General features: G+C 72.7%; 8 protein-coding genes. 5 read left to right on the top strand and 3 right to left on the bottom strand.

Annotated elements, in window-relative coordinates:
- Positions 1 to 3 precede the first annotated feature (3 nt).
- From AB0398_RS14140 to AB0398_RS14125, 4 genes are all read left to right on the top strand, one after another.
- The gene (locus AB0398_RS14140; RefSeq protein ID WP_366374828.1) at positions 4 to 1,155 is read left to right on the top strand and encodes a dihydrodipicolinate synthase family protein; all 1,152 of its coding nucleotides are present in this window, start codon (positions 4 to 6) and stop codon (positions 1,153 to 1,155) included.
- Complete coding sequence (locus tag AB0398_RS14135) at positions 1,152 to 1,955, top strand: sugar phosphate isomerase/epimerase family protein (protein WP_366374826.1); 804 nt, start codon at positions 1,152 to 1,154, stop codon at positions 1,953 to 1,955. The genes AB0398_RS14140 and AB0398_RS14135 overlap by 4 nt, the downstream gene beginning before the upstream one ends.
- Before the next feature lie 109 nt (positions 1,956 to 2,064).
- Positions 2,065 to 4,290: an ATP-dependent RecD-like DNA helicase gene (locus tag AB0398_RS14130; protein WP_366374824.1), complete on the top strand. Its 2,226-nt coding sequence runs from the start codon at positions 2,065 to 2,067 to the stop codon at positions 4,288 to 4,290.
- A 179-nt stretch (positions 4,291 to 4,469) separates the two neighbouring features.
- Positions 4,470 to 5,759, top strand: coding sequence for a citrate synthase (locus AB0398_RS14125; protein ID WP_366374822.1), 1,290 nt, complete (start codon positions 4,470 to 4,472; stop codon positions 5,757 to 5,759).
- Positions 5,760 to 6,145: 386 nt separating this feature from the next.
- Here AB0398_RS14125 and AB0398_RS14120 read toward each other — a convergent pair whose 3' ends face one another.
- The 3 genes from AB0398_RS14120 to AB0398_RS14110 all read right to left on the bottom strand — a co-directional run bounded on the left by AB0398_RS14120 (position 6,146) and on the right by AB0398_RS14110 (position 9,446).
- Entirely contained in the window at positions 6,146 to 8,395 is a 2,250-nt protein-coding gene (locus tag AB0398_RS14120; protein ID WP_366374820.1) for a heavy metal translocating P-type ATPase, read from the bottom strand.
- Between the two features lie 99 nt (positions 8,396 to 8,494).
- Positions 8,495 to 8,719: a heavy metal-associated domain-containing protein gene (locus AB0398_RS14115; RefSeq protein WP_366374818.1), complete on the bottom strand. Its 225-nt coding sequence runs from the start codon at positions 8,717 to 8,719 to the stop codon at positions 8,495 to 8,497.
- A 49-nt stretch (positions 8,720 to 8,768) separates the two neighbouring features.
- Entirely contained in the window at positions 8,769 to 9,446 is a 678-nt protein-coding gene (locus AB0398_RS14110; protein ID WP_366374816.1) for a TetR/AcrR family transcriptional regulator, read from the bottom strand.
- Between the two features lie 165 nt (positions 9,447 to 9,611).
- Between AB0398_RS14110 and AB0398_RS14105 the strand changes: the two genes are divergently transcribed.
- Positions 9,612 to 11,927: an MMPL family transporter gene (locus AB0398_RS14105; RefSeq protein ID WP_366374814.1), complete on the top strand. Its 2,316-nt coding sequence runs from the start codon at positions 9,612 to 9,614 to the stop codon at positions 11,925 to 11,927.
- Positions 11,928 to 11,978: the final 51 nt, after the last annotated feature.

The following is an 11,978-nucleotide window of genomic DNA, read 5'->3' as shown; positions in this document are numbered from 1 at the left end:
CCCATGACGCTCCGCCTCCCCGCCCCCGGCGGCGGTCTGCGGACCTACGAGCCCCGCACCGACCCCCTGGCGCTCGCCCCGGCCGGCCCCCCGGCCTCCCGCACCGTCTTCTCCGCCGCGCACGTCGTCGCCGACCCGTACGCCGACACCACCCCCGACGGCCCGGCCGCCGTCGACTGGGACGCCACCCTCGCCTTCCGCCGCCACCTCTGGTCCCACGGCCTCGGGGTCGCGGAGGCCATGGACACCGCCCAGCGCGGCATGGGCCTCGACTGGGCGGGGGCGGCCGAGCTGATCCGGCGCTCGGCCGCCGAGGCGAGGGCCGTCGGCGGCCGGATCGCCTGCGGCGCGGGCACCGACCAGCTCGCGCGCGGCACGCTGCCGGAGGTCCGCGCCGCGTACGAGGAACAGCTCGCGGTGGTCGAGGAGTCGGGCGCGCGGGCGGTCCTGATGGCCTCCCGCGCCCTCGCGGAGGCCGCCACGGGCCCCGAGGACTACCTCGACGTCTACGGCCACCTCCTGCGCCAGGCCTCCGAACCGGTGATCCTGCACTGGCTCGGCCCGATGTTCGACCCGGCGCTCGACGGCTACTGGGGCTCGGCCGACCTCGACGCGGCGACGGAGACCTTCCTCGACGTGGTCGCGGCCCACCCGGACAAGGTCGACGGCGTCAAGGTCTCCCTCCTGGACGCCCGGCGCGAGGTCGAGCTGCGCCGCCGCCTCCCCGACGGCGTCCGCTGCTACACGGGCGACGACTTCCACTACCCGGAGCTGATCGAGGGCGACGCACAGGGCTTCAGCCACGCCCTGCTCGGCATCTTCGACCCGCTGGGCCCCCTGGCGGCGCGGGCGGTCCGCACCCTCGACACGGGCGACACGAAGGCCTTCCGCGCGCTCCTGGACCCCACGGTGGACCTCTCCCGCCACCTCTTCCGGCCCCCGACCCGCTACTACAAGACGGGCGTCGTCCTCCTGGCCTGGCTGGCCGGCCACCAGGACCACTTCACGATGGTCGGCGGCCTCCAGTCCGCCCGCTCCCTCCCGCACCTCGCGCGCGCCTACGAACTGGCGGACGGCCTCGGCCTGTTCCCCGACCCGGCGCTGGCGGAGTCCCGGATGAGGTCCCTCCTCACGGTCCACGGAGTCCCGCGATGAACCCCGAGCGCTTCTCGGTCAACCAGATGACGGTCAGACAGCTCCCCCTCCCCGACCTCGTCTCCCACTGCGTCCGCCTGGGCGTCCGGGGCGTGGGCCTGTGGCGCGAACCCGTCCGGGAGTACGGGGTCGAGGCGGCGGCCGCGCTCGTGCGGGAGGCGGGCCTGGAGGTCACCACCCTCTGCCGGGGCGGCTTCTTCACCTCGGACCACCGGCTCGCGTCCAACCGCGCGGCGGTCGACGAGGCGGCGGCCCTCGGCACCGACACCCTGGTCCTGGTCTCCGGCGGCCTCACCCCCGCCTTCCCCGACCTCCCGGCCGCCCGGGCCCGCATCACGGAGGCGATCGGCGAACTGGCCCCGTACGCGGGGGAGCGGGGCGTCCGCCTCGCCGTCGAACCGCTCCACCCGATGTACGCCGCCGACCGCTGCGCGGTCTCCACCCTGGACCAGGCCCTGGACATCGCGGAACGGTTCCCCGCCGAGCAGGTCGGCGTGGTGGTCGACACGTACCACCTCTGGTGGGACGACCGGGCCCCGGCGGCGGTGGAACGCGCGGCCGCGACCGGCCGCATCCACTCCTTCCAGCTCGCCGACTGGATCACCCCCCTCCCGGCCGGCGTCCTCAACGGCCGGGGCCAGCTCGGGGACGGCGCGATCGACCTCCGCGCCTGGACCGACCTCCTGGAACGGACCGGCTACACGGGCCCGGTGGAGGTGGAACTCTTCAACGACGACCTGTGGATCCGGGACGGCGCGGAGGTCCTGGAGGAGACGCTGCGGCGCTTCCTGGAGGTCTGACCGCGCCCTGGAGCGGCGGCTCCGGGAGGCGGCCCTTCCCGCATCCGGAACCGAAGGTTCTCCACGGGCCCGTCCCCCTCCTGTCCGACCCCTTCGCTACGGTCGACACATGTCCAACGAGGGTCGCGGTCCGGCAGTGGTCGAAGGGGTCCTGGAGCGGATCACCTACGCCAACGAGGAGACGGGCTACACGGTCGCCCGGGTCGACACCGGGCGCGGGGCCGGTGACCTCCTCACGGTCGTCGGCGCGCTGCTCGGCGCCCAGCCGGGGGAGTCGCTGCGGATGGAGGGCCGCTGGGGGTCCCATCCGCAGTACGGCAAGCAGTTCACCGTCGAGAACTACACGACCGTCCTGCCCGCCACCATCCAGGGCATCCGCCGCTACCTCGGCTCCGGCCTGGTCAAGGGCATCGGGCCGGTCTTCGCCGACCGCATCACCCGGCACTTCGGGCTCGACACCCTCGACATCCTCGAAGAGTCCCCGGGGCGGCTCATCGAGGTCCCGGGGCTCGGTCCCAAGCGGACCAGGAACATCACCGCCGCCTGGGAGGAGCAGAAGGCGATCAAGGAGGTGATGGTCTTCCTCCAGGAGGTCGGCGTCTCCACCTCCATCGCGGTCCGGATCTACAAGCAGTACGGGGACGCCTCGATCTCCGTCGTGAGGAACCAGCCCTACCGGCTCGCCTCCGACGTGTGGGGCATCGGCTTCCTCACCGCCGACCGGATCGCGCAGTCCGTCGGCATCCCGCACGACAGCCCCGACCGGGTGAAGGCCGGCCTCCAGTACGCCCTGTCGCAGTCCAGCGACCAGGGGCACTGCTTCCTGCCCGAGGAGCGGCTGATCGCGGACTCGGTGAAGCTCCTCCAGGTCGACACCGGCCTCGTCATCGAGTGCCTGGGCGAGCTGGCCGAGGACCCCGAGGGGGTCGTGCGGGAGACCGTGCCGGGGCCGGAGGGGACGCCGGTCACCGCCGTGTACCTGATCCCGTTCCACCGGGCCGAGCTGTCCCTCGCCGGGCAGCTCCGGCGGCTGCTGCGGGCCGAGGAGGACCGGATGCCGGCCTTCCGGGACGTGCCCTGGGACAAGGCCCTGGCCTGGCTCGCGACCCGCACCGGCGCCTCCCTCGCGCCCGAGCAGGAGGAGGCCGTGCGGCTCGCCCTGACCCGCAAGGTCGCGGTCCTCACCGGCGGCCCCGGCTGCGGCAAGTCGTTCACGGTCCGCTCCATCGTGGAGCTGGCCCGCGCCAAGAAGGCCAGGGTGGTGCTCGCCGCCCCCACCGGGCGGGCCGCCAAGCGCCTCGCGGAGCTGACCGGCGCCGAGGCCTCCACCGTCCACCGGCTCCTGGAGCTCAAGCCCGGCGGGGACGCCGCCTACGACCGGGACCGGCCCCTGGACGCGGACCTGGTCGTCGTCGACGAGGCCTCCATGCTGGACCTCCTCCTGGCGAACAAGCTGGTGAAGGCGGTGGCCCCGGGCGCCCACCTGCTGCTCGTGGGGGACGTGGACCAGCTCCCCTCGGTCGGCGCGGGCGAGGTCCTGGGCGATCTGCTCGCCCCGGGCAGCCCCGTGCCCTCGGTCCGGCTGACCCGGATCTTCCGGCAGGCCCAGCAGTCCGGCGTGGTCACCAACGCGCACCGGATCAACGCCGGCACGCCCCCGCGCACCGACGGCCTGCCGGACTTCTTCCTCTTCGCCGAGGAGGAGACCGAGGACGCCGCCCGGGTCGCCGTGGAGGTCGCGGCCCGCCGCATTCCGGCCAAGTTCGGCCTCGATCCGCGCCGGGACGTCCAGGTCCTCGCCCCGATGCACCGGGGCCCGGCGGGCGCGGGCGCGCTCAACGGACTGCTCCAGCAGGCCATCACCCCGGCCCGTCCGGACCTCCCGGAGAAGCGGTTCGGCGGGCGCGTCTTCCGGGTGGGTGACAAAGTGACCCAGATCCGCAACAACTACGACAAGGGGGCCAACGGTGTCTTCAACGGCACCGTCGGTGTCGTGACCGCCCTGGACCCCGTCGAGCAGCGCCTGACCGTGCGGACGGACGAGGACGAGGAGGTGCCCTACGACTTCGACGAGCTGGACGAACTCGCCCACGCGTACGCGGTCACCATCCACCGCTCGCAGGGCAGCGAGTATCCGGCGGTGGTGATTCCGGTCACGATGAGTGCCTGGATGATGCTCCAGCGGAACCTGCTCTACACGGCCGTGACCCGGGCCCGGAAGCTGGTCGTCCTGGTCGGCTCCCGCCGTGCGATCGCCCAGGCGGTGCGCACGGTCTCGGCGGGCCGCCGCTTTACCGCACTCGCCCACCGCCTCACAGGGCCCGCCCTCGTGTGAAAGATCACGGAGGGGTACCGGAACCGGGGCGAAGGGGGCAGGATATGAAGGTTGGCGGCACTGAGTGCCTCCAATTGGCCCAATGGTCGACCCCGAGTGCACTCTCCTGAGCCAAATGGGGGATGGTAGAGACAGTCAGGGCACCTCGAAGAAGAGGCACTACGTCGGTGAGGGATGACGTGAGCGACAACTCTGTAGTACTGCGGTACGCGGACGGTGAATACACCTACCCGGTGGTCGAGAGCACCGTCGGTGACAAGGGCTTCGACATCGGGAAACTCCGAGCCCAGACCGGTCTGGTCACCCTGGACAGCGGATACGGCAACACCGCCGCCTACAAATCCGCGATCACCTACCTCGACGGTGAGCAGGGCATTCTGCGGTACCGCGGCTACCCCATCGAGCAGCTGGCCGAGAGCTCCTCCTTCCTGGAGGTGGCGTACCTGCTGATCAACGGCGAGCTGCCCAAGGTCGACGAGCTGTCGACCTTCCAGAACGAGATCACGCAGCACACGCTGGTCCACGAGGACGTCAAGAACTTCTTCCGCGGCTTCCCGCGGGACGCCCACCCGATGGCGATGCTGTCCTCGGTGGTCTCCGCGCTGTCCACCTTCTACCAGGACAGCCACAACCCGTTCGACGAGGAGCAGCGCCACCTCTCCACGATCCGGCTGCTCGCCAAGCTGCCGACGATCGCGGCGTACGCGTACAAGAAGTCGATCGGCCACCCGTTCGTCTACCCGCGCAACGACCTCGGGTACGTCGAGAACTTCCTGCGCATGACCTTCTCGGTCCCGGCGCAGGAGTACGAGCTCGACCCGGTCGTCGTCTCGGCGCTCGACAAGCTGCTCATCCTGCACGCGGACCACGAGCAGAACTGTTCGACCTCCACCGTGCGCCTGGTCGGCTCCTCGCAGGCGAACATGTTCGCCTCGATCTCCGCCGGCATCTCGGCCCTCTGGGGTCCGCTGCACGGCGGCGCCAACCAGTCGGTCCTGGAGATGCTGGAGGGCATCAAGGCCAACGGCGGCGACGTCGACTCCTTCATCCGCAAGGTGAAGAACAAGGAGGACGGCGTCCGCCTGATGGGCTTCGGCCACCGGGTGTACAAGTCCTTCGACCCCCGCGCCAAGATCATCAAGGCGGCGGCGCACGACGTCCTCTCGGCGCTCGGCAAGTCCGACGAGCTCCTGGACATCGCGCTCAAGCTGGAGGAGCACGCGCTCTCCGACGACTACTTCGTCTCGCGCAACCTCTACCCGAACGTGGACTTCTACACGGGTCTGATCTACCGCGCCATGGGCTTCCCGACCGAGATGTTCACCGTGCTCTTCGCGCTCGGCCGCCTTCCCGGCTGGATCGCCCAGTGGCACGAGATGATCAAGGAGCCGGGTTCCCGCATCGGCCGCCCGCGCCAGATCTACACGGGCGAGGTCCTGCGCGACTTCGTCCCGGTCGAGGCCCGCTAGCCCTCCGCGGCGGCGCACCGGAAAGCGAGAAGCGCCCCGCTCCCCGATCCCCCCACGGGTCGGCGAGCGGGGCGCTTCCCATATCCCCCGGTGCGGATTCCCCCCACGGGATCCGGGCCGGGCGTCTGCCGGCGTCAGCCGGTGGCTGCGCGGATCGGGCGCGACGCGGTCTGCCGGGGTACGTACGGGAGGGCCGCTCAAAGCTCCCCGGTGCACGTGCCCCGGCCAACGCTTGCCTGGAACGTCCCCCAAGACATCCCATGAACGTCCCCCAAGACGTTCTCGGCATCGCCCACTTAGACCCACGAACAGCCCAGATGGTTACCCCACAATATCTGTGATCTAGGTCTCGGTGTGAAGGTCCTGTGCATCACGTGTAGGTGAACTCATGCGAACCGTCGGAGCCGCAGGCTGTTGGAGACGACGAACACGGACGAAAAGGCCATCGCGAGTCCCGCGATCATCGGATTGAGCAGTCCGGCCGCCGCGAGCGGCAGCGCGGCCACGTTGTAGCCGAAGGCCCAGCCGAGGTTCCCCCGGATCGTGGCCAGGGTCCGCCGGGAGAGCCGGACGGCGTCCGCCGCGACCCGCAGGTCGCCCCGGACCAGGGTCAGGTCGCCCGCCTCGATGGCCGCGTCCGTGCCCGTACCCATCGCGAGTCCCAGGTCGGCGGTGGCGAGCGCGGCGGCGTCGTTCACGCCGTCCCCGACCATGGCGACCGTCCGCCCCTCGCCCTGGAGCCGACGGATCACCTCCGCCTTCCCCTCGGGCAGCACCTCGGCGATCACCTCGTCGATGCCCACCTCGTCCGCCACGGCCTCCGCCGCCGCCCGGTGGTCCCCGGTGAGCAGCACCGGCCGCAGCCCCAGGGCGCGCAGCCGGGCGACCGCCTCGGCGCTGGTGTCCTTGACGGTGTCGGCGACGGTCAGGGTGCCCCGGGCCACCCCGTCCCAGGCGACGTGGACGACGCCGGGCTCGGAGGCCGCGGGCACCTCGATCCCCTCCGCCGCGAGCAGGGCGGCGCGCCCGACGACGACGAGCCGGCCGTCGACCGAGCCGCGCACCCCGAGCCCGGGGACGTTCTCGAAGGTCTTCGGCACGGGCAGCGGGCCGCACCGCTCGGCGGCGGCCTCCGCGACCGCGCGGGCCACCGGGTGCTCGGAGGAGTGCTCCAGGGCGCCCGCGAGCCGCAGCAGCCCGTCCTCGTCGGCGCCCTCGGTGCCGTACGTCCCGCCGTACACCCGGATCCCGGCCAGGCGCATGCGGCCGGTGGTGACCGTGCCGGTCTTGTCGAGGACGACCGTGTCGATCCGGCGGGTGGACTCCAGGACCTCCGGGCCCTTGATCAGGATGCCGAGCTGGGCGCCCCGGCCGGTGCCGACCAGGAGCGCGGTCGGGGTCGCGAGGCCCAGGGCGCACGGGCAGGCGATGATCAGGACGGCTACGGCGGCCGTGAACGCGGCCGTCGGATCGTCCGTCGCCAGGAGCCACCCCGCGAGGGTGCCGAGCGCGAGCAGCAGGACGACCGGCACGAAGACGGCCGAGACCCGGTCGGCGAGCCGCTGGACGGCGGCCTTGCCGCTCTGCGCCTCCTCGACGAGCCTCGCCATCCGGGCCAGCCGGGTGTCCGCGCCGACCCGGGTCGCCTCGACGACCAGCCGGCCCGAGACGTTGACGCAGCCGCCGGTCACGGCCGAGCCGGGGACGGCGTCGAGCGGCAGCGACTCGCCGGTGAGCAGGGAGGCGTCGACCGCCGACGCGCCCTCGGTCACGGTGCCGTCGGTGGCGATCTTCTCCCCGGGGCGCACGACGAAGAGGTCGCCGGTCCGCAGCCCGGCGACCGGGATCCGCACCTCCGCGCCGTCCCTGAGGACGGCCACGTCCTTGGCGCCGAGGTCCATCAGGGCCCGCAGCGCGGCGCCCGCCTTCCGCTTGGCGCGGGCCTCCAGGTACCGCCCGAGCAGGATGAAGGCGACCACCCCGGCCGCGACCTCCAGATAGATCGCGGAGGAGGCGTCGGAGCGGTCCGCGGTGAGGTCGAAGCCGTGCCGCATGCCGGTCATGCCCGCGTCGCCGAGGAAGAGCGCCCAGAGGGACCAGCCGAAGGCGGCGAGGGTGCCGACCGAGACGAGGGTGTCCATGGTGGCGGCGCCGTGCCGGAGGTTGGTCCAGGCGGCCCGGTGGAAGGGCAGTCCGCCCCAGACGACGACGGGGGCGGCGAGGGTGAGCGAGAGCCACTGCCAGTTGTCGAACTGGAGCGAGGGGACCATCGCGAGCAGGACCACGGGCGCGGCGAGGACGGCGGAGACGGTCAGCCGCTGCCGGAGGGAGGTCAGCTCGGGGTCCTCCGGGTCCTCCCGTACGGGGCCGGACGCGGGATCCTCCGGGTCCTCCCGTACGGGATCGGGCCCGGGGTCCGGCGGCGGGGGTTCCTCGGCGGTGTAGCCGGTCTTCACGACGGTGGCGACCAGCTCGCCGACCGGGAGGTCCGACGGGTGCTCGACCCGCGCCTTCGCGGTGGCGTAGTTGACCGTCGCGGTCACCCCGTCCAGCCGGTTGAGCTTCCTCTCGACGCGGGCGGCGCAGGAGGCGCAGGTCATGCCACCGATCGTCAGCTCGGTGATCGTGGACGTCATCAGCGGTTCCAAACGGGAGCGGGGCCGTACCCGGTAACGGTACGACCCCGCGGGGCGCCGGCGGTCCGGCGGTCGGGCCGGCCGGTGGCCGGCCTCCGGTCAGACCAGCTCGTAGCCGGCCTCGTCGACGGCGGCGCGCACGGCCTCGCGGTCGAGCGGGGCGTCGGAGACGACGGTGACCTCGCCGGTCTTGGCGACGGCCGTGACGGAGGTGACGCCGGGGAGGCCGGAGATCTCGCCGGAGACGGCGCCCTCGCAGTGCCCGCAGGTCATGCCCTTGACCTGGTAGACGGTGGTGAGTTCGTTCTTCGTCTCTGCGGCCATGGCGTTCTCCTCGTAGGGTTCGGAGCCGTACGGGATCGATTTTATACCCCTAGGGGGTATGAATTCCACTCGCGCCGGACCGTGTCGCCCCCGGCTCCGCCGCGTCGGGCCGCTCCTCGACCAGGGGTGAGAGGTAGCGCAGCAGGAGCGTCTTCAGCTCGGCGACCGTGGCGTCCCGCTCGGGCCCCTCGGGTGCGGCGAGGACGAGGCTCAGGCCCCCCTTGAAGGCGGCGAAGGTCATCCCCGCGATCCGGCCCCGCTCGGCGGCGGACAGCGTGGGCGCGTAGTGGCCGATCACCCCCTCCACCCGGGTGAGCAGGGTCGCGTGCAGCTCGTCGTGCTCCTCGGCGATCCGGCCGGGGATCTCGGAGCCGTGCATCAGGGCGAGGAAGGCCGGGTTGGCGCAGTTGAACTCGATCAGCGGGTCCATGACCGCGTCCAGGAGCTCGGGCAGCGGCAGGGCGAGGTTCTCCGCCGTGAACGCCTGGCCGTGCGCCTCCCGCATGTCGTGCAGCAGGCGGCCGCCCAGCTCGATCGCGATGGCCTCCTTGTTCGGGAAGTACTGGTAGAGCGTGCCGGGCGAGACGTGCGCCTCGCGGGCGATCGCGTTGGTGCTGGTCGCCGTGTAGCCGTTCGCGCAGAAGACGTCCGCGGCGGCCTGGAGCAACTGCGCGATGCGTCGCTCGCCCCGCGCCTGGCGGCGGCGCGGCTTCGGTTCTTCGGACATGGCTGTCCCCAGCTCTCCTCGACCCGTTTGACAAATGCGAGAGGTCGCTCGCATTCTTGGGAAACGCGAGTGATCGCTCGTGTTTGCCAGTTTATGGCAATGGGGGACCCGTGCGTCCTGCCGGGAAGCGTGAGCGCACGGGTCAGGTGAAGGGGACACCGCGTCATGGCCGAAGTCAAGAAAACCGCACCCGGCGGGTCCGGTGGCGGAGGAGAAACCGCAGGTGGGGGCAGACCCGGGAGCGGGTCGGGGAACGGCCTTGCGGCCGGGCCCCGGACCGGGGGCTGGACGCGGTTCGTGACCGCGCGACCCCGGCTCACCCTGCTCGTGGCCCTCGTGCTCACCGCCCTCGCCGTCCTGGCCGGGGGCGGGGTCGCGGACCGCATGGGCAGCGGCGGCTGGGAGGACCCGGCCGCCGAGTCCACGTACGCGTCCGAGGCCCTGGAGCGGCACTTCCCCGGCTCCCGGCCCAACCTGCTCCTCCTCGTCGACTCCGGCACGGCCGGGACCGACGCGCCGGCCGTCGCCGCCGAGGCCCGGCGGCTCGCCGAGCGGCTCGCCGCCGAACCGGGCGTCGAGGGCGTCGGCTCCTACTGGTCCACCGGCTCGCCCGCCCTGCGCTCCGAGGACGGCCGCAAGGCTGTGATCGCCGCCCGGATCACCGGCGAGGAGAAGGGGGCCGCGGAGCTCCTGGACCGGATCGCCCCCGCCTACCGGGGCGTCCACGGCCCCGTCGAGGTCGCGCTCGGCGGCGAGCTCGCCGTCCGCCACGAGATGCAGACGCTCATCGAGGAGGACCTGCTGCGGGCCGAGCTCATCGCCCTGCCCCTCACCCTCGTCCTGCTCGTCATGGTCTTCGGCAGCGCCGTCGCCGCCCTGCTGCCCCTCGGCGTCGGCATCGTCGCCATCCTCGGCACCAACGCGATCCTGCGCGGCCTCACCGAGTTCACCGACGTCTCCGTCTTCGCGCAGAACCTGACCACCGCGCTCGGCCTCGGACTCGCCATCGACTACGCCCTGTTCGTCGTCCGCCGCTACCGCGAGGAGCTCGCCGCCGGCGCCGACCCGCGCACCGCCGTCCGCACCACCCTGCGCACGGCCGGGCGCACCGTGCTCTTCTCCGCCCTGACCGTCGCCGTCTCGCTCGCCGCGATGCTGGTCTTCCCGCAGTACTTCCTGCGCTCCTTCGCGTACGCCGGGATCGCGGTCGTCCTCCTCGCCGCCACCGCCGCCCTCACCCTGCTCCCGGCGGCCCTCGTGCTGCTCGGCCACCGGGTCGACGCCCTCGACCTGCGGCGCCTGGTCCGGCGCGGCCGGGAGCCCCGGAAGGACGCCGCCGGAGCGGGCTGGGCGCGCGCCGCCGGCCTGGTGATGCGCAGGGCGCCCGTCTTCGCCGTCCTCACCACCGCCGGGCTCGTCCTCCTCGGACTGCCCTTCCTCGGTGTGAAGTTCGGTACGGCCGACGACCGCCAGCTCCCCGTCACCGCCTCCTCCCGGATCGTCCAGGACGAGCTGCGGAACGGCTTCCCCGGCGACCCCGGCGGCAGGATCACCGTCCTCGCCGAGGGCCCGGCCACCCCCGCCCAGTACGCGGCCTTCCGCGAACGCATCGAGGTCATCGACGGCGTCGGCCGGGCCGACGGGCCGGTCGCCGCAGGCAGCGGCGCCTCCGCCCGCGCCTACTTCACCGTCGTGCCCGACGGCGAGGCCGTCGGCGCCGGGGCCCAGCGGGTCGTCGGAGAGCTGCGGGCCGCCGAAGCGCCCTTCGACATCTCCGTCACCGGTCCGGCCGCCGTCCTGGCCGACTCCAAGGACGCCATAGCCGAGCGGCTGCCCTGGGCGGCGGGCGCCATCGTCCTCGTCACCCTGCTCCTGGTCTTCCTGCTCACCGGAAGCGTCGTCATCCCCGTCCAGGCCGTCGTCCTCAACGCCCTGAGCCTCACGGCCATGTTCGGCGCCGTCGTCTGGGTCTTCCAGGACGGGCACCTCGCCGGGTTCCTCGGCTTCACCCCCACCGGCGACATCGAGACCACCCTGCCCGTGCTCATGTTCTGCGTGGCCTTCGGACTCTCCATGGACTACGGGGTGTTCCTGCTCTCCCGGATCAAGGAGGAGTACGACGCCACCGGCGACCACGAGCACTCCGTCCGCTTCGGCCTGAGCCGCACCGGCGGCCTGATCACCGCCGCCGCCGTCATCCTCGCCGTCGTCATGGTGGCCATCGGCACCGCCCGCGTCACCAACACCAAGATGCTCGGCCTCGGGGTCGCCCTCGCCGTCCTCATGGACGCGATGGTGGTCCGCAGCCTCCTCGTCCCCTCCGTGATGAAGCTGACCGGCCGCTTCACCTGGTGGGCCCCGGGGCCGCTGCGCCGCTTCCACGACCGCTTCGGCCTCAGCGAGTCGGACGCCCCGGCCGGGCCCGCCGCCCCGGAGGAGACCGCCGAGGGCAGGGACAAGGAGTACAGCGCCGCCCGCTGATCCCGCCACGCGCCCGCTGATCCCGTCACACCAGGACGCCGGGCCCGTTAC

It is taken from the genome of Streptomyces sp. NPDC086147 (genome assembly GCF_040702165.1).
GTDB lineage: Bacteria > Actinomycetota > Actinomycetes > Streptomycetales > Streptomycetaceae > Streptomyces.
Note: the sequence above shows the minus strand (reverse complement) of the source record. Positions and strands in the feature narration are given on the sequence as shown.